This window comes from Dellaglioa sp. CoH-57-MRSF-17, assembly GCF_056782015.1.
This window is the reverse complement of the sequence record NZ_JBXAXY010000001.1, coordinates 143,989-165,669: the sequence shown is the minus strand read 5'-3', so window position 1 is coordinate 165,669 and position 21,681 is coordinate 143,989. Positions and strand designations below refer to the sequence as shown.

Below are 21,681 nucleotides of genomic sequence, written 5' to 3'. Positions count from 1 at the left end.
AATTATCTATCATTCAAATTGTACATGACTTACACCCAATTTAATATTTTTAGTTAACTAAAAAAAGATTAATTCCAAGAATACTTAGAATTAATCTTTGAACTTTTATAATTAGTTTTTTTCTGCACCTAACTTAGTTGATTCATCTTCAATAAATTTAAAACCTGATTGTTTTTTTTCAGCTTGTGGATGTTTAGCACGTTCGTCCATTGCTTTTTGAGCCATTGCTTTGCGTTGTTCTTTACTCAACTTTGCCATTGCTATCGCCTCTTTTGATTTGGACAGTTATATTAAGTTCTAACTTCAACTTTCATTATAGTCCTATTTTATCAAAGTGGCACAAATTAAATCATTTATTTAAAATTACTGTTTTTTTGGGACGGTTGGTGTTGCTCTAAAAGCATTCACATTTTTATCCAAAATAACTTGTTCATTGCTTCCAGAATCTAAAATTGTATTTTGCGTTGACTTCTTTTCAACCAAAACAGTTGTTACTGTGACTTTTTTTAATTCTTCGGTTGCTAGTAACGCATCTACTTGTGCAGAAAATGCTGAATCGCCACTACCTGATTGAATTTCTGTAGCCACAACATTATTATTTGCAATATAATTACCATGTCCGGCAGCAAGTCGGATAATGACCGGTGTTGCACCAACTGGTTTAAGCGTGTTTTGATCAACCGTTTCTGAAAAATGATTTCCAATGACGGAATTATCATTACCGCTAATTGATAACAGCCCATATAAATCGTCTAATCCATTATCTCGATGTTGCATAGGCGCCCACGGTTCTTGATCATGCAGCATATGGTTTGAAGAAACCAATATCTCTGAGCAATTATCATCTAAAATAACCATTCCGGGATAAAATGCATGAATGCGATTATTTGTAACAGACGATTTCGTCACGCCAGATAATGAAATGCTACTTGCACCTCTTGGGAAAATATTATTAGTCGTAATTAGCAGTCCTCCGAAGTTTTCCGCAAAAATGGTATAGCCATTAAATCCAGCGCCCATTAAATTTTCAGTTACTTTCGAAGCTTGTCCCCATCCACGTAGTTCAATACAATTACCACATTCAGCAATAAAATTATCGTGGATTGTTAATGCATCTGCGTTATAAATGGTTACACCATGTTCTAAGTAAACAAAACCCATTTCTGTAATACGGAATGAATCTTGTGCACTTGCAACATAAATTCCAGTCTTACCATTCACATACGTATTTTCTGGATTTTTTTCGCCTGTGCCATCATCAATAAAGTGTAACCCATCAATATTAAAGTTCGAAAATTCGACTGAACTAATACGCGGATTTCCTTCTCTTGCAACATAGAAAGCTGCACCTTCAGATTCTTCATCCGTTGTTTTAGGATCGAGGTCAACAAGAACACGACTACCACCAGGCCATAATTCATGTAAATTTGACCATTCGTTTTGTGGTACGTTAAACCGAATGCTTGATGACGTAAATCCATGCCCAGATCCTTGAATTTTAAGAAAACTAATATCTATTAAGACTTGTGTACGCAAGTGATAATCAGCTGGTGGTAGATAAATAACTGCCCCTGGTTTTCCACCATCATTGCTATTACTATCAGTTTGATGACTTTTAATATCAGTAATAATACTATTAATAACTTCCCCAATATCTTCGTACGGGTTACCAATAGGCCATTTTGTTACATCATAATAATTTTTGTTTGTCATTATTTTACCCTCCAATTTTGTTAAATAACCCTATCATTCAGATAACATTTTTTCAGCTAAAGCGAAGTTTCCAACATTGGCTGATCCATTATTAGCAACTTGTGGTGCTGTAATATATTGATCTAATGGAGGAACGTCAACATAATCATTTAAAATTTCTTTGAATTCATGTCGCACTTTTTCCAATAAAACATCATTTGTAACGCCGCCCCCAAAAATAATTTTATTAGGACGTAAACTTAACGTTGTTTGAACGGCAGCCTGAGCAATATAGTAGGCCATAATATCCCAAGTTTTGTCTGTTAATGGGACATCTTTACCTTTTTTACCAGTCCGTGCTTCAAATGTTGGTCCAGCAACTAAGCCCTCTAAACAATCACCATGAAATGGACAGACACCTTTAAAATCAAGATCATCAGGATGTCTCTTAACTAAGACATGGCCCATTTCAGGATGGCCAATACCGCCAACTAAGTGGCCATCAATTACTGCTCCAGCGCCCACACCAGTTCCAATTGTGTAATAAACAAGTGAATTAATTTTCTCATTAAACAATGTCGACATTGTATATTCACCGTAAGCTGAACCATTTACATCCGTTGTCCAAAATGTTGGAATATCCAGTTTGCCCTTAAGAAATCCCAAGAAATCCGTATCACCCCAACCCGGTTTTGGTGTTTTCGTGATAAATCCATATTTAGGTGACGTTTTTCTGATTTCAATTGGTCCAAATGAGGCAACACTAAGTGCAGCTATTTCAAATTGCTTAAAATAGTCTACGACTGCCGTTAATGTTTCAACAGGTGTAGTCGTGGGAATTTGAATTTGATCCTTTACTTGATAATCTTCGTTACCTACCGCGCATACAAATTTAGTGCCACCTGCTTCAATACTTCCTAATAACATTACATTGTTCCTCCAAGTTCATATATTTTAATATCATAATTAGTTGAATCGCTACTTGTTTCAACTATAAGTTCCTTTTCATCATAAACCCTTTCAGAGAAACATGCTTCTCCATTATTCACAAATAATTCTGCTGAACTGTTGTCCATTAATAAATGAACATCCAATTCATTGGCAACGCTCACATTAGTTTCTCGAAGTAAATCGTCATTATACTTTTGTAATGTTACCTTACCTGTTGCAGCTTGATAGCTAACTTTTATTAATAATTTATTATCGCTATTTTTAATTTTAACGCTGACATTTTCTTGCCCATTAAAGTTCGCTAAATACTCAAAACTCTTTGTAGGGGCTTCAAAAATAGTGGTTGTATCCTTAGGTTTAGTGACATCTAATAATACTTTTTCGCGCAATTTTTTAATTTCTTCAACTGGTGTCATCAATAATTTACCATTTTTCATATTTAATTCTCTTGGAAATGTTAGTGCGCCTGCCCAACCATCTTCCTGTTCTGGCATGGGGCTCTCCCACATGTCCATCCATGCAAATATGATCCTTCTACCGTCAGGCGTAACCATTGATTGTGTTGCATAGAAATCATGTCCATAATCTAATTCAGTGAACTCACCATGATGTAATGAATGTGTCTCTTCATCAAATTTTCCAGTCAGATATCCTGTTTGGAAGAAATTTCTATATTTTAATTTATCAGCTTTAATTCCTTGTGGTGACATTACTAAAACGTCTTGTCCGTCAATTTCGAAAAGGTCAGGACATTCCCAAACGAATCCTTCAGAATCAACTGATTTAGCAGTTGCAATAGGTCCTAAGTAGTCCCAATGTTCTAAATCATCTGAGTTATACATAAGAACTCGACCCAAGCCATCCTTATTTTTGCTTCCGATTACAATATTATATTTTCCATTTTCAAACCAAATTTTTGGATCTCTAAAATCAGCATCATTATCTACAGGAGGCATTGAAATCACTGGATTACCAGCAAATTTTTCAAAAGTTATGCCATCATCACTAACGGCTAGGTTTTGATTCTGCCAATAACTATCCGGATCATTTTTGTCTTTCAAATTATGTCCTGTATAAATTAAATAGAGACGCTCATCCTTCACAATTGCGCTACCTGAAAAACAGCCATCCTGATCTTCTTGATCACCAGGAACCAAAGCAATTGGTAAGCTTTCCCAATTAACTAAATCTTTACTTCTTGAATGACCCCAATGCATTGGTCCCCACTGTGTTGAATTTGGATGATGTTGATAAAAGATGTGATAGTACCCTTTAAAAAAGCAAAACCCATTTGGATCATTCATCCAACCTGCTGGTGCCGTAATATGATACTTTAATCGATATCTTTCATCAGTTACCTCTGGATAATTAATCGTTTCATTTTTCAAAATTGTCTTCTCCTCGTTCTATATGTTAACCGGTTGTCATTATCTTAAAATAAAAACGCACCTACTATGCCGTTTCTCCTTTATATAATTGTACCGGTAGTACTACTTGCATAGGTGTCTCTTTACCTTCTATTTTCTTCATTAAAATATCAATAGCTGCATCAGCCATCTGTTCAATTGGTTGAATAATTGTTGTTAGTTCTGGTTTAAATAATCGAACAACATCTGTCCCATCATAGCCAATAACAAGTAAATCTTCAGGTACTCGTTTGCCATATTCTCTAGCTATTTTTATGATCAAACTAGCGTCTGTATCATTCGAAGCAAAAATACCATCCACTCGTTTAAGATCCTCAAAAATTCTTTTAATAACTTTTGTTTTTTCTGTTTCTGTCCAATTAAAATCAATTGTATACGTTACGGCTGGCAACCCATGTTCACTCATAATTTTCTCGTATGCCCTACGTCTATCTCGAGCAGGCGTTTCTAAATCATAAGGTCCATTTGTATGTACAATTGAGGTTGCCCCATGTTCTAATAGCAATTCTGTTGCCATTTTACCGCCACTATAATTATCAGAAGAAACGACCGGAATATCACCATTCATAATTCTATCAATTGCGACAATTGGTAAATTTGTATTATGATATTCTTCAATTCCTTCATTATGTGCTCCAACAATTAGCCCATCAACTTGATTTGCCATTAGTTTACGTAAATAAGTCACTTCTTTTTCTGAATCATTTTTTGAGTTACCGATAAGAACCTTATAACCTCTATTAAAAAGTTTCGTTTCTAAATGGTAAGCTAATTGTCCAAAAAAAGGATTCGCAATGGTTGGGAAAATAAGCCCTATTAGTTTTGTTTCTTTATTAAATAATTGTCTTGCAACATCATTAGGCTGATAATGTAACTCTTTCACAGCATCACGAACCTTTTTAACTGTCTTTTCGCTAAGATAACCTCTATTGTTCAACACCCTAGATACAGTCGTTTTAGAAACGCCTGCCAATTCAGCGACATCATCAAGTTTTGGATTTTGCATTTTATTTGCTCCTAAGTCGTCTAATTTTAGTTAAATTGTTACCGCTTAACTTTTAGTACTCTTAGTTTACCATAAAATAAGCAAAACCATTATCCCCACCATTAACTTTTTAAGCTGCTTCTTTTTTAGCTAATTCTAATCTAACTTTATCTTCATTTCGTTCAAATTTACCATAGAAAAACATTGGAACTGCAGCAAGTATGAACAGCATGGCTGGAATCCAGATAAAACTTAAGTTAATGCCTAATAAAGATTGACTCGTTTGAGTGTGATTGGGTATATATCCAAAGAATTGCATTACTTGTGATGGAATAAATCCGCCAATCCCACTACCTGCTTTAACACAGAATGCACTTCCAATAGCTGTTAAAAAGCCACTGGCTCTGATTCCTGTTTTCCATTGACCAAAATCAACCGCATCAGCCAACATTAGGAATGGCATTGCAGCTGCAACACCCGTTCCAATTGATCCTAGGCAATATAAGATAACAACCCAAACTTGATTACTACCAACTGCTTGAAGCAACATGTTACAGATTGCTCCCATCAATAGTGCTCCAATTAGAACCGTTCTTTTATTTGTACGTTTAACAAGTAATGGAATTGATATCATCCCTATAACAGCAACAACAGATAAAGAACCAGCAACTGCGACTAATGATTTTGCATGGATATTATATTGAAAATAATAAATCATGCCTGAACTTCTAACAGTTGTTCCAATCCAATAGAATAAGTTGGAAATAACCAATAAAATCCAAGGCCAATTACTTTTTGTTGCTTTAACACTCTGTTTTAATGATATTGATTTCGTAATCGTTGTATTAATTTCTCGTAAATTTAAAAAGGCAATTAAAAAGGCAATAATGGAGATAATCCCTAAAATAATCATTGCATATGAGAATCCTTTACGATCATTTCCTTGCCCTAATATTTGAACTAATGGTAAAACAACACCATTAGCAACCAATAGACCAACATTTCCTCCAACCATTCGATATGAATTCAAAACCGTTCTTTGGTCTGAATCATTTGTTAAGTTAGGTAAAATCGACGTCATAGGGGTACTAATTCCGGTATATATAATTCCTGCAATGACGTAAACAACTGATGCATAGATAACTTTGGACGATCCCGATAAATTCGGTGTAGTAAATGTTAACCATGTAAAGAATGCAAATGGTACACATAACCACAAGAAATACGGCCGACTTTGTCCCCATTTTGTATGTGTATGATCAATTAAAAAGCCCCATATTGGTGCATCAAACATATCAACGCATCGTGTGACGAGCAAGATAGTTCCAGCTACACCAATCCCAATTCCAAAAACATCTGTATAAAAATATAACAAGTACGTACTAATACTTACAAATAGAATATTTCCGCCAAAATCTGTAAGTGAATAACTTAGTTTTCGAAAAAGAGGAATTTCTTCAACTTGATTTGTATCTACGTTTACTTTGTTTTCCATTCTATTTACCCCATTCTATTTGTTTAATAAATGTCCCATTTCACTAAAAAATAGCAATTGCCTGTACCTATAAACTCAACTTTTAGAAAGCGCTTTCTGAAAGAATAACCAAAGTATAACCTGTTTATATTTTTATGTCAACCGGTTGTCATTTGTTTTTTTATTAATCAAAAAGCATCTCATTTATTAATAAATGAGATGCTTTTTCTTTCTATAATAACTTTTAAAGACTTTCTCCATTTGTTTCAATTACATTTTTATACCAAGTAAATGAGTCTTTTTTATAACGTTTCATCGATCCATTGCCCTCATTATCACGATCAACATAAATCATACCATAACGCTTTTTCATCTCACCAGTTGTAAATGATACTAAATCAATAACACCCCATGGTGTATATCCTAAGACTTCAACACCATCATAATCAACTGCTTTTTCGATTGCTTCAATATGTTCTTTTAGATAACTTACACGTTCAGGATCATGAATTTCATGATTATCTTCAAGCTTGTCAATCGCGCCAAAACCATTTTCAACAATAAATAACGGTAACTGATAGCGATCATATAATCGATTTAACGTATATCGTAAACCATCGGGATCAATTGCCCAGCCCCAGTCACTAGATTTAATATACGGATTAGGAACCCCATTAGGTAGTCCACCATTCACAACATCACCTAAATGATCTGCTTCAGCATCTGCTTTAACAACTGTTGACATATAGTAACTGAATCCTAGATAATCAACTGTCCCTTTTTTCAATATCTCCATATCGCCTTCTTGAATCCCAACATCATAATTGTGACGTTCAAACTCTTTTAGTGCATAACGTGGGTATTCTCCACGAACATGAACATCTGGGAAAAAGAAGCGTTGATGCATTGCCTCTTCAGCAGCCATGATATCTTCCGGATCACATGAATAAGGATAAATTGGTACGTGTGATACCATGCATCCTATTTCAAAATCAGAATTAATTTTTTTACCAGCAATAACCGCCTTAGCGCTAGCCAAGAGTTCGTTATGTGCAACTCGATACATAATTTCTTTGGGATTTTCACCATCGTTCACAATAACTCCAGAATTAGTCCACAAAAAGATGGGGTTATTTGTATCCATTTGATTATTAATTTCATTAAATGTCATCCAATATTTTACTTTAGATTGATAACGTTTAAAGCAAACCGTAGCAAAATTTTCAAAAAAATCAATTAATTTACGATTTCTAAAACCACCATATTCTTTAGCTAAATGGAGTGGCATTTCAAAATGCGATAGGGTAATCACTGGTTGAATACCTTTTTTTAATAATTCATCAAAAACATCATCATAAAATTGTAATCCCGCTTCATTTGGTTCGCTTTCATCTCCCATTGGGAAAATACGTGACCACGCGATTGATGTTCGTAAGCACTTCAATCCCATTTCAGAGAAAAATTGAATATCTTCTTTGTAATGATGATAAAAATCAATTGCATCATGATTCGGATAAAATTTATCTGTTTCAATAGTTTCCGTAATTTCCCGCGGAACACCATTTGCTCCTGCAGTCATCACATCAATAACACTTGGCCCTTTTCCATCAACATTCCAGCCGCCTTCAAACTGATGAGCAGCCAAAGCGCCACCCCACAAAAAATCCTTCGGTAATTTAGACATTTTATTTTTCTCCTTTTGGAATTAATTCCATTATTGGTTCTCCATGGTGAATTTCATTTTGCGTATACGCAATAACATCTTCGTAATCATCTGAATTAGTCACAATTACAGGTGTTACTACTGAAAATCCTGATTCTTTTATCTTCTCTTGATCAAATTCAACAAGTAAATCACCCATTTTTACATAATCATGATTTTTAACTTGTGTTGCAAAATATTTTCCTTTTAATTCAACGATATCCATTCCAATATGAATTAAAACTTCTACACCATCTACAGATTTTAATCCAATCGCATGTTGTGTCTCTGTAGTCATGACAACCTGACCATCAAATGGTGCATATATTTTATTATCCGTTGGATTTACAGCAACACCTTTGCCCATTGCACCAGATGAAAATACTTCATCCTCTACTTCTGTTAACGCAATTACTTTCCCTGTTACAGGGCTATTAACAACGCCTGGTGCATTTATTACTGGCGTACTCATAACTGGTGCGACCTTAGCTGGTGCATCATCTAACTGTGCTTCCATTGTTGCGACTTCACTAACTGTTTCACCCGTACCAAAAATTTGAACAAGTAGAACTGAACCCACAATTGCTACAATACATCCAACAACCATACCAATAAATGAGTGTGGGTATTTAGGACTAATTGCATTTACAATGGTTAATAAACTTGGTAGTCCAGCATAAGCAAAATAATATGAATTAAAGAAACTTGTAATTAATGCACCAAACGCTCCTGAAATACAACCAAAGATAAATGGTTTTTTAAATCTTAATGTCACACCATAAATTGCTGGTTCTGTAATCCCAAATAATCCTGTAATAAATGCTGAAAGAGATATATTTTTTAATTCTCTGTTCTTAGACTTAATAAATACACCTAAAACAGCACCAACTTGTGCGACCACTGCAATTGTTTGAAAAGCCTGAAATGAGTCCATTCCATTCATTTTGAAATTGGCCATAACCATTGGCGTAACACCCCAATGGATACCAAAAATAACAAGTACTTGCCAGAAACCACCAATAATAACACCTGCTAAAGGTGGTGCAACTTTAACTAAATAATTATATCCTTTTGCGATTCCTTCAGCTCCAAGAGATGAAAGTGGTCCAATAATTAAGATTGTTAAAGGAACCATAATTAATAGACATAATAATGGAACAGCAAGTTCTTTAATAATGTCAGGTATCTTTTTACTCAAGAATCTTTCAAGATAAGAAAGAATCCAAACTAAAAATAATGGTGGCAATACTGATGATGTATAAACTGTTTGAGATAATGGAATACCCATAAAGTTAATACTTGTACCGCTAGCAATAGTTCCAGCCATCTCTGCCCATGTGGGACTAACTAATGCAGCACAACATGCAACAGCGATTAAACTGTTTGTTTTAAAATGTTTAGCTGCCGTTATGGCAATAAATATTGGTAAGAACGTAAATGGTGCCCAAGAAATAAAGCTTAAAACTTGATATGTACCACTTTTAGGAAAATTTGGCATAGCTAAAGTAATTAGAATTAAACTCCCTTGAATAATACCTGCCGCGGCCAATATGTAAACGAATGGGGCAAAAACCGCAGACATTGTTGCAATAACTCGATTCATTATACTTGTTTTTGGTGCTTCTACTTCCTCTACTTCTGAACTATCAATCATTGCTGAGAATGCATCATAAACATCCGCAACATGTGGTCCAATAACTACTTGGAATTGTCCACCACTTTCAACAACAGTGATAACGCCTGCCATTGCTGATATTTTTTCTTTAGCATCTGAAGGAACCTCATGTAGCACTAGTCGTAACCGTGTCGCACAATGCGTTGCTCCTGCTAAATTTTTTTCTCCACCAATTGCTTCTAAAATATCTGTAGCTAATTTTGTATAATCTCTAACCTTACTTGCCATATTTTTCTCCTCCTCAGATAAAAACGAATAAATAGAAAAAAATTGTAAACCCTTACAAATCTTTGTATATGTATATTTTAATTGTACGTGCACAATAAGTCAACACTTTTTTTGTAACCCTTTTCATCTAGATGTACAAGGCGGGAACAATGTTATACAATAAAGGATACATTATTTTAATGGAGGCATGAAATGTTAAAGTATCAAGAAATTGCTGATCAAATTGAGCTTGCAATTAAAAATAAAAATTTGAATCAAGGGACGCAACTCCCTAGTCTAAATGAACTTATTGCCAAATATGCCGTCAGTAAGACGACACTCGTTAAAGCTCTCACAACTTTAGAAGATAAGGGTATTATTTATCAAGTACAAGGTAGCGGAATTTTTGTTCGTCGTCAAAAAAGAGACGGTTACATCGCTCTAATGACGAACATGGGCTTTACAAAAGATTTAGAAAACAGTAAATTATCTACAAAAGTGATTGATTTAAAAGTTGAACTACCCAATGCTGATGTAGCCAGGGAATTAAATTGTGCTCCGGGTGAGGAAGTTTATTTAATAAAAAGAATTCGTTACATCGATAATCAAGTTCTCTGTATTGAGAGATCCTACTATCGAAAAAAACTTGTTCCTTATCTTAATCGCGAAATAATCAGTGAGTCTATTTTTAATTACTTGAAAGAAGTTTTAAAATTAAAAATAGGTTTCTCCGATAAATATTTACGTACAGACACCCTTAAAAAGACAGAATCAACCCTTTTAGAACTACCAGAAAATTCGCCTGGACTCTATATTGATGAACTTTTTTATACAGTAAGCGGTGAACCTTTTGATCTTTCTCAAACTATTTATAACTATAAACATGCTAACTTTTTTATTCAAAGTGGACAAAAATAAAACCATAATTAATAAATTAAAAACCTCAGGGCAATCACTTAAAAAGGTGATTACCCTGAGGTTTTTAATTTATTTCAAGATTCATTTAAAGAATTCTATTTAACTTCCATCTCTTTAATTTTATCGTTAATTTCTTTTTCAACTTTACGATGTTTGGGTGATAATCCTTCGGCAAAAAACAAGACACTACCGATTGCTAAGACATAAGTTAGGCCCATTGTAGAACTGTTCCAGAAAGATGCTCCATAATAAAGAATGCTGCGAGCACCATCATACAAGAAACGCATTGGTAACCATGGAAGAACCCAATCTTGGTAGAATTGAGGTACTAATGGTTGTGCCATTGCCAATAAAGGAATTGAGAAAAATAGTAAGAGGACAAATATAATTACCCCTGGGAAACCAATCCATGTCAATACCCCTGAGAATAACATTATAAAAGCAAAACTTGTAAATGATAAGAACGATGCAATTGTTATAAAATGTGTAAAATCAAATCCTAAAATCCATGTCGCATACGTAGCTGTTGCAAATCCAGTTAAAATTGCAAGTGCTACAGCTGAGATAATGAATGATGATTTAAATGAAAACTTGTGTTTCATTGATTTAAATTCTCTTGAATCTCCAGCGTAGAATAATAATAAACTAATAACCATGCTTGCAATCCAGACGGGTTGGAAGAACGAACTATTCGCTGATGTTAATCCAGCGGTTGAATGTCTAACGGTTGTTTTTACAGTGATTGGGTTATTTAACTTCAATGCAGTCACAGCGGGGACACTCATATTGGCTTTTGCCATATTTGTTAAAATTCCGGCTGAAATACCACCACCAATTTTTGTAACTATTGTTGATAGTGTCGAACCTAAAGTCGTTGACAATGTAGCATTTTTTGCTTCATTTGTTACAACAGTTACATTTGTAACATCTTTTGTTGTTGGATCAGCTAATTTTCCAATTGATGCCGAGAAATCTTTTGGAATTACAATAGCCGCATAATAATGTTGTTTATCCATTGCACTCTTAAGTGCCTTATCACTCTTAACGATATGCCAATCTAACGCCTTATTTTTGCTTCTAGTTAGATTTTCAACGATTTTGTTACCTTGCTTACCACTATCTTCATTAACAATGGCAACAGGTACATCTTTGAGCTCTGATTTTACAGATGGGATTTGCATCACCACCATAATAAATGTAAGTAATACCGAAACTAAAATGGCGAAACCTAAAAATTTATTTTTAAACATAATCATATTCCTCTTTTCTTTTTGAGTGAGCACTCAATCAATTACAAATACGATTATAACCTATCCACAAGTTTAGTCAACCCTAACTTTTAAATATAAACTATCAAAATAATAAGTTTGTCTTTTGTCATCGCTATCAATTGTGTCATAATAGGGCTATAAATAGGATGGTGAATATTATTAAAAATTCTGAATTAAAATTATATGCCAACTCGGATTTATTTAGAGATATAACAGATAAACAAAAACAAATTTTAATCGCCGCAATTGAATTATTCTCAGAAAAAGGCTATGCAAATACAAGTACAAAAGAAATTGCAAAAAAAGCTGGCGTGGCTGAAGGTAATATTTTTAGTAAATATAACAATAAACAAGGCTTACTTAACGCCATTATTGCCCCTGTCATTAAATCCATCTTACCTTCTGCAATGCACGACTTATTAGACGAGTCCATTGATCATTCAAATTTAACTTTGGATTCATTAATTCGTCCTTTGTTAAAAAATAGAATTATTTTTTTGCAAGAAAATGCTAAAGTTCTTAAAATTTTCATTTCTGAACTACTTTATGATAAATCGGTTGTTAAACAGTTATTAGAAAATATTCCCGCCCCATACTGGACGGCACTCAATTCAACTATTGATACACTAAAAGAAAAAAAACTAATTGTCAGTTGGGATAATCTCGAAATTCTTAAGGTTATTTGGTCAACTATAGGTGGTATTGTACTTGGTTATCTTCTTTTTGATCAATCGTTAACAAAAGAAAGTATTGAACATTCAGCAGATGCTCTGATAAACGCACTTAGTGTTTGATAAAAATAAATAATTAAAAATACCCATCGAGTAAACAAGTTACTGTAAAACCTTGTTTACTCGATGGGTATTTTTAATTCAAAGCAGATTATTCATACTAACTAATCTTTTTAATTACGCAGGAATACTATTAATAAATGTTTCTACTTCTTGTTTCGTTTTACGATTTTTATTAACTAAACGTCCTGTTTCTTTACCATTTTCATATGCAATAAAACTTGGAATACCGAAGACACTTAACTCAACAGCTAAGTCCATATTTTCATCTCGATCGACAGCTAAGAATGTGTATTCAGTATATTCTGATTCAATATTAGGCATTTCAGGTTTAATAAAAGCACAATCTGGGCACCATGTTGCAGAAAAAAATAGGATATACTTTCCATCTTTAATTTTATCCATTAATTCACTTACCGTTGTTTCTTTTTCTATACTTTTCATTTTTGCTACCTCCACTAATATGCTTACTTTTTATAAGTATATATCAGATTAGCCATTTTCAATTAAAATATGCTTGCTTATTTATTTTTATCTCTGATTAGTTTAGCTTCTTTATTACCTATATATAGGCTGTATGCAGAATACAATAATACTACAATAACAATCCATTGAATCACACTTGTATTAATATTCTTAACTAAAAGTACCGCAACTAAAACACCTATAATACCAAAAACAGAAAATAAGGTTATTTTTCTAGAATATTGATTGAGTTTTATAAATTGCATACTTCCTATTGGTAAAGAAAATGCACATCCCCCCATCATAATTGGAAATGCAGCAATCGGATCCATTCCCATCGCATAGACAGTTGCCATTGTTAATGAAAATGAGCCTATTCCAATATTATTTAATGCGCCATAAATAAATAATAAAAATCCTGTTACAACTAATTTCCAGCCAAATAGTTCGGTAGCGGTCCCACTAGCAGTGATTAGGCCTAATTTACCAGCGATGATTAACGCGGTTGCAACAAGTAATCCAACGATAACAAATGATCTAATACTATTTTCAGGTAATCTAACAACAAATCTCGGACCAATATAAGCACCCAGCACTTGGCAAATAATACAGACTAGTAACGTCTTAGTACCAACATTGATACTTGTAATATACGCCAGCGACATGACAAATATTGGAATAACATCTTGCGCATTTAACGTACCTGGTAATTTTTTCATAGAAACCCAATTAGCTTTCTGGTATATTGCTGTTGATATGGCAAAATCTGAAATTCCAAAAGTAGAAAAGAAAAAAATAACAATCTGCGATATTGGTGTCCATACTGAACTGGCCGGTTCTTTCATGAAGTCTGATTTATGTCTCATTAAATCACGCATAAAATAACAGATAAATATAAAATTAATAACAATAATTGCCGCAATCAACGTCTTTTGCATGATTAAATCTCCTAGTTAAATGAATCATAATAGTACAGTTTAACTCAATTTATTCCTAGATAAAATAGTCTATATTAATTTTTCTATTTTATACTATATAATTAGTCCTTTAAAGTCTAAAATTAGAAATATAAGGTATGCTACTGTTAATTGTTTATATAATTTATAAAAGGAGATGCACTATGCTAACAGACTTTTTTGCTTATAATTCATTTAGTCATTTGAAACTAAAGGTAGATTCATTGATTCCATATGGTTTTACAAAAACAGCAGAAGAAATCTATAATTATCAAGTTTCAATTCTTAATAATCAATTTATACTAACCGTCTCAATTTCCCCCTCTGAAAAAATTAATACTACTATTATTGATGCTCTAACTAAAGAAGAATATACACTTTATAAAAATCAGTCTGCAACAGGATCATTTGTCAGTTCAATCAGAAAATCAGTGATTGAACAACTGGATTTAATTGTTGCTAGTTGTTTTGAAACTACTCCAGTATTCCAAACTGCTGATTCACAATCTATCATTAATTATGTACAAGAACATTATCAGACCAATCTAGAATTCCTCTGGAAACAGTTTCCAAATGACGCTGTTTTACGTCGATCAGATTCTAAAAAATGGTATGCCGCTTTAATGAAAATTCCAGCAACTAAAATAGGCTTGGATTCCGAGAAATTAGTTGAAATACTTAATATTCGAATGGATCCTGACCTGCTCATCAATAAAATAGACAAAAATCAAATTTTTCCAGGGTACCATATGAATAAAAAACACTGGGTTTCAATTTTATTAAATGGCCAAAATAATTTAGACACTGTTTATTCTTATATTGATACTAGCTATGGACTAGCTAAATAAAAGGCGAACTAAAAAAATCCATTCTAATAGTCAACAAAATTTGAACTTGTTTACTTAGAATGAATTTTCGCTTATCATTAAACACTTGTACTTTTTTAGTATATACGTAGCTTTGTAGCTCAATTTTATCTACTTATTAATATTTTCTTTAAATAGGTTGTATATATCATCAACTGTATTCGATTTTTTTAATTCTTCCACAAATGAGTCATGGACAAGTAATTTCGATGTATTTGATAAATACTGTAAATGCTTTCCATCATCTTTTTCTGGAATTAGAAATGAGATAACTGTATCTACTGGCTGATTATCAAATGTTTCCCATTCAATAGGCTCACGTAATTTAACAATTAGCATTGCTGATTTATTAATCGATTCATCCTGTGCATGAGGTATCGCAATGCCTTTTTCCATCCCTGTCGTTCCCTCAGACTCACGAATCTTATACTTATTTAAAATATAACTTTCATTATTCGTATATCCTAATTTTTTAGCAAAATTTGCTAAAAAATGTAAGAGTTCTTCTTTATCAGAAACGGCTACGTTCAATTCAATGTTTTTTCTTTTCAATATATTATCGAATTCATTTTCATTCATTTTTATATCATTATCTTGCTCTTGTTCAAAGTTGGTATTACTACCTACATTCATCACTAAACTATTATTTTTTTTAGCTTGGCGACCAGCAATAGCGGCTAGTAAGACAGCAGATACAAGTGATCCAATAATAATCCATAATACCCACAGTAATGGTTTATTCACTAACGGTAATACAATAAATCCACCATGTGGAGCCGGTACACTAATTCTAGTTACATAGGTTAAAATCGCAGCAATCGAAGAACCAACCATAAATGCAGGAATATTTAGTAGCGGATTCTTTGCCGCAAATGGAATTGCACCTTCTGTAATATGAGTTGATCCTAATAAAAAGTTAACGTAACCTGCGCTGCGCTCTTTATCTGAGTATGCTTTTTTGTTGAACAGTACAGCAAACCCTGTTGCCAATGGTGGCGCAATACACGCTGCAGAAACTCCTGCCATAAAGAAATAATTTCCCTGTGCTAAAAGAGCTGTTCCGGTTAAATATGCTGCTTTATTAATTGGCCCACCCATATCTGAAGCACACATAATTCCAACAACTAATCCTAATAGAATGGGACTTGAATTTTCTAAACCCTTTAAAAACGTCATCATTCCTTCATTAATTGTTGCCATTGGAACTGATAGATACCAAATAATAGAGCCTGATAAAAATACTCCAATTACAGGTAAAATAAAAATGGCTTTCAGTCCATCTAATGATTTAGGTAGTTTTTTTAATAAGAACTGTAATATTAAAATCGTATACCCTGCTAAAAATCCACCAATTATTCCACCTAAAAATCCCGTTCCATTTGTATATGCTATCATTCCCGTTACAAATCCAACTATCAATCCAGGTCTTTTACCAATAGCCTCAGCTATATAGGCACATAGAATTGGAACCATAAGATTCATTGCAAATCCGCCAATAGTGTTCAATAAATGTGCTATATCGTTATATTGAGGGCTTTTTATGTCTGCTGAATTAATTCCCCAAAAAAATGATACGGCTGTTAACACTCCCCCAGCAACTACTATTGGTAACATATGTGACACTCCATTCATCACGTACACATACATTTTGTGCCAAAATGAGCCAGATAAATTTACTGTTTCTTCATTCGATGAAATTTTTGCTCCTTTTCGATGATAGGTAGGTAAATTATCATCTGTCAATATTTGATCAATTAATACATCTGCCTCTTTCATACCTTTCGTAACTGACACATTTATCATTTTTTTACCATCGAATCGATCAATATCTACATCTTTATCTGACGCAATTATTACACCATCAGCATCATCAATTTCTTGTTGTGAAAACGCATTTTCTATACCACTTTGACCATGAGTTTCAACTTTAATTGATATACCTCTTTTTTTAGCGGCTTGTTCTAAGGCCTCTTGCGCCATGTATGTATGCGCAATTCCTGTTGGACATCCAGTAGCTGCAATTATTTTATATTTTGTCATCTTAATTCCTCCTTAATATTAGATATTTTTACCTGCTTAGTCAGCTCTTTTACATTCGAAAAATCTGTTAACCCTTTTGAAAATGCCGTTGAACTCGCGGCTGCTATACTTTCTCTAAATACTTCTTCTATTTTTTTGTCCCCTATCGCTACCCCTGCTAAAAAAGTTCCCAACATGGTGTCGCCGGCCCCAGCCGTGTTAACAACGGTTCCTTTAGGGACAGTTCCATATAACACAACCTCTTTATTTATAAACATTGCACCACCGCCACCCAATGATAATAAAATATTTTGTGCACCCAATTTAATTAATTCTTTTGAATAAGTTATCAATTCATGTTGAGATAGTTTATGTTCTACGCCAAACCAACTCATTAATTCTTCATCATTTGGTTTTAAAATATAAGGATTATATTTCAATGTATCCAGTACGGTTTGATAACTAGTATCCAAAACTAGCTTATATCCTTTTTCCTGCGCCTGCTTTGCGATACTAATTAAAATTTCTTCAGAGATTCCGTCAGATAAACTACCAGATACAACTAATGTATCCTTTTCATCTAAATTTTGAATCTTATCCATGAACTGATTTATTTCATCATCACTAACATGTGGACCTTTATTTACTAATTTATACTCCGTATCTTGCTGAATTACTCTTGTAAAAACATTAATTCGTGTATTAGCATCGATATGTACAAAATCAGTTTTTATATTGCACCTTGCCAACTCAGACTCAATATACGCATTAGTAAATCCTCCACCAACTCCAATAGCAGTACTTTCTACGCCTTTCTTTTTTAGAATAAAACTAACATTAACTCCTTTACCATTCGCTTGTATTTCATAATTTTCCGTTCTATTAACAATATTTTTTTTCATTTCATCGGTTTGGATAAAAAGATCAATAGCTGGATTCAATGTACATGTATATATCATAATTTTTACCCCTTTCTTCTACCTACCAATACTACATCTGACAGAAATGAAAAGGTTTTCAATATATGATTTTGTATGCTACAATTGAAAATAAACAAACAATCAAGGTGAGGTGACCAGTAATGTCTCTTAGTAACTCCGAAAAGATTCTTTGGCAAGTCATTCAAGATAACCTAGAAGATATTCCGATATTAACAATAACCAACCTTAGCGATTTAGCTCATGTATCAACCGCTACAGTCGTACGAACGCTCAAAAAAAAAGGCTACAGCGGTTATATGGATTTTAAACAATCTATAATTACTAAAGAAAAAGAAAAAAAATATAAGAATATTCAGAATATGGATCACGATATCCAACAAGTCATTATGAAGAATGAACATGAACTTAATAACACACTACGTATGCTTGACGTTAATACCATAGAAAAAACAGTTCAAAAAATTAAACGTTCAAAAAAAATATACATTTTCTCAAGGGGTTTTTCTGAATTAATTGCAATTGAAATGCTAACAAAATTTGAATTATTAAATAAAAATTGTGTCAGTTTTACGGATCCCAATATTATTAAACAAATTAGTCACAGGATTACATATAATAATATTTTAATTATTATTTCATTGAACGGAACTACTGCAGAACTCCTTGAAGGTGCTAAAAATACGTATAAAAATGGAGCCGATATTATTGTATTAACAACCAACAAATTAAGTCCACTTATTAAATATTCAGATTCCGTGTTTATCGGATTTAAATCTGAAATTTCATATTTCCCTGAATTTGAAGTTAAATCTCGTTTACCATTACAGGTAATGAGCCGTATACTTTTAGATTCTTATGCAATTCGAACAAAGAAAGCTAGCAAATAAATTTATTTCACTTCTACTTTTTTTCATTACTAAATCATTAAAAATAAAGAGGCTAAACATGACGTTTAGCCTCTTTATTTTACTATTTTAATACCTTATCAAACCACGATGTAGCAGTACTTTCAAGAACGACATTTAAATCTTCAATATTCTTTTTACCAACTGTGTTCATCCATTCTTTACCTTTTTCTTCACCATCTTTAGCAAATGGTTCGATACCTTTGCTCCATGTTGCACGTCCACAAAGTACACCATTAAATGTTGATTTTGCTTCATGAGCAAATACTAAAGTATCTTGGAATAATTGTGCCGATACACCACCACTTAAGAAAATAAATGGTAATTTGGTTGCATCACTTTGTTCTTTAAATATATCTAATGCTTCTGTCTTAGAATATACCACCTCATTATCGTCGTTAAACCCTTCCACATAATCCATATTGACTGGCACTTCTACTTTAAGTACATCTACTTTATATTCAGGTTTAGAAAATTCTTTCATCATTTCAATAACTTTATGAGGTTTTACTTTAGCATACTCTGAACCTTTAACATCGTCATTAGTTGCATCATAAGAAACCAATTCTAAAAATAATGGCATATCTTCTGCAGCACATTCTGAACCAAGACGCTCCATATATGCATGTTTCATATTATTAATCTCAGCATTTTCGTCTATATCATAATAAAGTAAGAATTTAATAGCGTCAGCGCCCTCTTCTTTAAGACGACGAACTGACCAATCTGGTAATAAGTCAGGTAAGCGACCTGGGGTAGTAACATCATAACCCGTTTTTTCGTATGCAACTAGTAATCCAGTACTTGCATTACGGACCTTTGCTGCTGGAAGACCATATTCTGGATCAAGTAATATTGCTGAAGCGTATGGTGTTAATTCTGATGAAATTACTTTTTTAAATTCAACGATATCTTCTTCATTTGCTGGCTTATTTGCTGCTGCTGCCAACATTTTTTTTAAAGATCCTCGTTGATCAATTGCTAATGCTGCAATTACGCCTTTTTCATTTGAAAGTGCTTTAAGTCCTGCCAATTTATTTGGTGTCATTTTTATTCCGTCCTTTATTATTTTTTTACTTCTCTCATCCACTTATAATTCTATCTTTGAAGAATATGAAAAGGTTTTTAAAATTTCATTTTTTACATACCAATTAAAAATAACTTAACAATCATAAATACCGTTTACTCCGACTAGCTCTTAATAAAGAATCAGTTAATATCATTTTTTATATTTTAAAGTACCATTTAAATATGTTTCCTCAAAATTTAAATCATGATCTAAAACAATGAAGTCAGCATCTCTACCTGCCGCAATACTTCCGCACTTATCATCAATTCCAACGCTTCTAGCGGGCACATAACTAGCCATTTGGATTGCTTCTTCAGGAGTAGAAATATTCCAATCAACAACATTTTTAACTGCTTCCATTAATTTTAAGACACTACCAGCTAAACTTCCTGACTCTAACCTTGCGGCGCCATCTTTAACAACAACTGGGAACTCACCTAATGTATAATTTCCATCAGGCATTGCACCAGCACGCATACAATCAGTTACTAATACAATGTGGTCTGCTCCTTTAACGTTAATTAAAATTTTAGCAGATGCCGGATTAACATGTTGACCATCACAAATTAGTTCATCATAGACACTACTTAATGACATTGCTGCGCCAACCATCCCTGGCTCTCTATGATTAAGTGGGCTCATTCCGTTATACGTATGAACGAAAATAGATGCACCAGATTCTACTGCAGATTTAGCTTGATCAAACGTAGCATCACTATGCCCCAATGCTACTTTGACCCCTTGTTTAGTTAAGGCCTCAGTAAATTCTTTAACACCCTTTCGCTCAGGTGCAATCGCAATTTTTCGAATAAGTCCATGCGCTAATTTTTGCCAATGCTCAAAAATATCTATACTTGGATCTAAAAAGTATTTAGGATTTTGCGCACCTTTGTGTTTTTCAGTAAAAAATGGACCCTCAAAAAAGATACCCTGTATTTTTGCACCACGTACTTCACCATGACGCTTACCAAAGTCAGAAATAACTTCGTTCAACGTTTCTGGAGCTGCCGTCAATGTTGTCGGCAGAAATGAAGTAACGCCACATTCTAATAAACCTTCAGACATCATTTTTGCGCCCTCAAAATCGTTATCCATCACATCATATCCCTTTAAACCATGGACATGTGTATCTACAAGCCCTGGTGCAATCCATTTACCCGTATATTCTTTGATATCACCATCAGGTTTTTCTTGTTGATAATCACCAAATTTACCATCAATAATTGCCAAGTACCCTTCATTTTCAACCGTGTTTTTCAAGAAAAACTTATCTGCATGAATATAATATATTTCCACCAGTAATGCCTCCTATATTATTTTTGTTAAAAAGAAACTAGCCCATTATCCATAGTCTAGTTCCGCAGGCC

At 33.4% G+C, this 21,681-nt stretch carries 19 protein-coding genes; 4 read left to right on the top strand and 15 right to left on the bottom strand.

Annotated elements, in window-relative coordinates; genetic code table 11:
• Positions 1-111: 111 nt before the first annotated feature.
• From AC1RPJ_RS00795 to AC1RPJ_RS00760, 8 genes are all read right to left on the bottom strand, one after another.
• On the bottom strand, positions 112-258 hold the full coding sequence (locus AC1RPJ_RS00795; protein ID WP_409021777.1) for a hypothetical protein: 147 nt from the start codon (positions 256-258) through the stop codon (positions 112-114).
• A gap of 105 nt (positions 259-363) precedes the next feature.
• Positions 364-1,713, bottom strand: coding sequence for a NosD domain-containing protein (locus AC1RPJ_RS00790; RefSeq protein ID WP_481761013.1), 1,350 nt, complete (start codon positions 1,711-1,713; stop codon positions 364-366).
• Between the two features lie 33 nt (positions 1,714-1,746).
• Entirely contained in the window at positions 1,747-2,619 is an 873-nt protein-coding gene (gene scrK, locus AC1RPJ_RS00785; protein WP_481761014.1) for a fructokinase ScrK, read from the bottom strand.
• Positions 2,619-4,031, bottom strand: coding sequence for a glycoside hydrolase family 32 protein (locus tag AC1RPJ_RS00780; RefSeq protein WP_481761015.1), 1,413 nt, complete (start codon positions 4,029-4,031; stop codon positions 2,619-2,621). Before AC1RPJ_RS00780 ends, scrK begins: the two co-directional genes overlap by 1 nt.
• Positions 4,032-4,095: 64 nt before the next feature.
• A complete protein-coding gene (locus tag AC1RPJ_RS00775; RefSeq protein ID WP_481761016.1) occupies positions 4,096-5,076 on the bottom strand; it encodes a LacI family DNA-binding transcriptional regulator in 981 nt (326 codons plus the stop codon).
• Positions 5,077-5,185: 109 nt separating this feature from the next.
• The gene (locus AC1RPJ_RS00770) at positions 5,186-6,550 is read right to left on the bottom strand and encodes an MFS transporter (protein WP_481761017.1); all 1,365 of its coding nucleotides are present in this window, start codon (positions 6,548-6,550) and stop codon (positions 5,186-5,188) included.
• A 223-nt stretch (positions 6,551-6,773) separates the two neighbouring features.
• A complete protein-coding gene (locus AC1RPJ_RS00765; RefSeq protein ID WP_481761018.1) occupies positions 6,774-8,213 on the bottom strand; it encodes a 6-phospho-beta-glucosidase in 1,440 nt (479 codons plus the stop codon).
• A 1-nt stretch (position 8,214) separates the two neighbouring features.
• Positions 8,215-10,134 (bottom strand): beta-glucoside-specific PTS transporter subunit IIABC, encoded by a 1,920-nt coding sequence (locus tag AC1RPJ_RS00760; RefSeq protein WP_481761019.1) that lies wholly within the window; start codon positions 10,132-10,134, stop codon positions 8,215-8,217.
• 192 nt (positions 10,135-10,326) lie between these two features.
• Here AC1RPJ_RS00760 and AC1RPJ_RS00755 point away from each other — a divergent pair, with 192 nt between their 5' ends.
• Complete coding sequence (locus tag AC1RPJ_RS00755; protein ID WP_481761020.1) at positions 10,327-11,031, top strand: GntR family transcriptional regulator; 705 nt, start codon at positions 10,327-10,329, stop codon at positions 11,029-11,031.
• A 95-nt stretch (positions 11,032-11,126) separates the two neighbouring features.
• Here the strand turns inward: AC1RPJ_RS00755 and AC1RPJ_RS00750 are convergent, their stop codons facing one another.
• On the bottom strand, positions 11,127-12,281 hold the full coding sequence (locus tag AC1RPJ_RS00750; RefSeq protein ID WP_481761021.1) for a YhgE/Pip domain-containing protein: 1,155 nt from the start codon (positions 12,279-12,281) through the stop codon (positions 11,127-11,129).
• 167 nt (positions 12,282-12,448) lie between these two features.
• Between AC1RPJ_RS00750 and AC1RPJ_RS00745 the strand changes: the two genes are divergently transcribed.
• Entirely contained in the window at positions 12,449-13,096 is a 648-nt protein-coding gene (locus AC1RPJ_RS00745) for a TetR/AcrR family transcriptional regulator (RefSeq protein ID WP_481761022.1), read from the top strand.
• A gap of 114 nt (positions 13,097-13,210) precedes the next feature.
• On the opposite strand, the gene AC1RPJ_RS00740 is transcribed toward AC1RPJ_RS00745, so the two are convergent.
• Entirely contained in the window at positions 13,211-13,537 is a 327-nt protein-coding gene (locus tag AC1RPJ_RS00740; RefSeq protein WP_481761023.1) for a thioredoxin family protein, read from the bottom strand.
• A 77-nt stretch (positions 13,538-13,614) separates the two neighbouring features.
• Positions 13,615-14,496 carry a sulfite exporter TauE/SafE family protein gene (locus tag AC1RPJ_RS00735; RefSeq protein ID WP_481761024.1) on the bottom strand — a complete coding sequence of 294 codons (882 nt, stop codon included), beginning with the start codon at positions 14,494-14,496 and terminating at the stop codon, positions 13,615-13,617.
• A 182-nt stretch (positions 14,497-14,678) separates the two neighbouring features.
• On the opposite strand from AC1RPJ_RS00735, the gene AC1RPJ_RS00730 reads away from it, so the two are divergent.
• Positions 14,679-15,362, top strand: a complete 684-nt coding sequence (locus AC1RPJ_RS00730; protein ID WP_481761025.1) for an MmcQ/YjbR family DNA-binding protein — start codon at positions 14,679-14,681, stop codon at positions 15,360-15,362.
• A gap of 129 nt (positions 15,363-15,491) precedes the next feature.
• Here AC1RPJ_RS00730 and AC1RPJ_RS00725 read toward each other — a convergent pair whose 3' ends face one another.
• Complete coding sequence (locus AC1RPJ_RS00725) at positions 15,492-17,420, bottom strand: fructose-specific PTS transporter subunit EIIC (RefSeq protein WP_481761026.1); 1,929 nt, start codon at positions 17,418-17,420, stop codon at positions 15,492-15,494.
• Complete coding sequence (gene pfkB, locus AC1RPJ_RS00720) at positions 17,417-18,358, bottom strand: 1-phosphofructokinase (RefSeq protein ID WP_481761027.1); 942 nt, start codon at positions 18,356-18,358, stop codon at positions 17,417-17,419. The genes AC1RPJ_RS00725 and pfkB overlap by 4 nt, the downstream gene beginning before the upstream one ends.
• 122 nt (positions 18,359-18,480) lie before the next feature.
• On the opposite strand from pfkB, the gene AC1RPJ_RS00715 reads away from it, so the two are divergent.
• A complete protein-coding gene (locus AC1RPJ_RS00715; protein WP_481761028.1) occupies positions 18,481-19,227 on the top strand; it encodes a MurR/RpiR family transcriptional regulator in 747 nt (248 codons plus the stop codon).
• A gap of 82 nt (positions 19,228-19,309) precedes the next feature.
• Here AC1RPJ_RS00715 and lacD read toward each other — a convergent pair whose 3' ends face one another.
• Positions 19,310-20,293, bottom strand: a complete 984-nt coding sequence (gene lacD, locus AC1RPJ_RS00710) for a tagatose-bisphosphate aldolase (protein ID WP_481761029.1) — start codon at positions 20,291-20,293, stop codon at positions 19,310-19,312.
• A gap of 171 nt (positions 20,294-20,464) precedes the next feature.
• The gene (gene nagA / locus AC1RPJ_RS00705; protein ID WP_481761030.1) at positions 20,465-21,610 is read right to left on the bottom strand and encodes an N-acetylglucosamine-6-phosphate deacetylase; all 1,146 of its coding nucleotides are present in this window, start codon (positions 21,608-21,610) and stop codon (positions 20,465-20,467) included.
• Between the last annotated feature and the right edge of the window lie 71 nt (positions 21,611-21,681).

Coding starts and splice junctions, on each gene's coding strand:
- AC1RPJ_RS00795 (WP_409021777.1), bottom strand. CDS start 258: ATGGCAAAGTTGAGTAAAGAACAACGCAAAGCAATGGCTCAAAAAGCA.
- AC1RPJ_RS00790 (WP_481761013.1), bottom strand. CDS start 1,713: ATGACAAACAAAAATTATTATGATGTAACAAAATGGCCTATTGGTAAC.
- scrK (WP_481761014.1), bottom strand. CDS start 2,619: ATGTTATTAGGAAGTATTGAAGCAGGTGGCACTAAATTTGTATGCGCG.
- AC1RPJ_RS00775 (WP_481761016.1), bottom strand. CDS start 5,076: ATGCAAAATCCAAAACTTGATGATGTCGCTGAATTGGCAGGCGTTTCT.
- AC1RPJ_RS00770 (WP_481761017.1), bottom strand. CDS start 6,550: ATGGAAAACAAAGTAAACGTAGATACAAATCAAGTTGAAGAAATTCCT.
- AC1RPJ_RS00765 (WP_481761018.1), bottom strand. CDS start 8,213: ATGTCTAAATTACCGAAGGATTTTTTGTGGGGTGGCGCTTTGGCTGCT.
- AC1RPJ_RS00760 (WP_481761019.1), bottom strand. CDS start 10,134: ATGGCAAGTAAGGTTAGAGATTATACAAAATTAGCTACAGATATTTTA.
- AC1RPJ_RS00755 (WP_481761020.1), top strand. CDS start 10,327: ATGTTAAAGTATCAAGAAATTGCTGATCAAATTGAGCTTGCAATTAAA.
- AC1RPJ_RS00750 (WP_481761021.1), bottom strand. CDS start 12,281: ATGTTTAAAAATAAATTTTTAGGTTTCGCCATTTTAGTTTCGGTATTA.
- AC1RPJ_RS00745 (WP_481761022.1), top strand. CDS start 12,449: ATGGTGAATATTATTAAAAATTCTGAATTAAAATTATATGCCAACTCG.
- AC1RPJ_RS00740 (WP_481761023.1), bottom strand. CDS start 13,537: ATGAAAAGTATAGAAAAAGAAACAACGGTAAGTGAATTAATGGATAAA.
- AC1RPJ_RS00735 (WP_481761024.1), bottom strand. CDS start 14,496: ATGCAAAAGACGTTGATTGCGGCAATTATTGTTATTAATTTTATATTT.
- AC1RPJ_RS00730 (WP_481761025.1), top strand. CDS start 14,679: ATGCTAACAGACTTTTTTGCTTATAATTCATTTAGTCATTTGAAACTA.
- AC1RPJ_RS00725 (WP_481761026.1), bottom strand. CDS start 17,420: ATGACAAAATATAAAATAATTGCAGCTACTGGATGTCCAACAGGAATT.
- pfkB (WP_481761027.1), bottom strand. CDS start 18,358: ATGATATATACATGTACATTGAATCCAGCTATTGATCTTTTTATCCAA.
- AC1RPJ_RS00715 (WP_481761028.1), top strand. CDS start 18,481: ATGTCTCTTAGTAACTCCGAAAAGATTCTTTGGCAAGTCATTCAAGAT.
- lacD (WP_481761029.1), bottom strand. CDS start 20,293: ATGACACCAAATAAATTGGCAGGACTTAAAGCACTTTCAAATGAAAAA.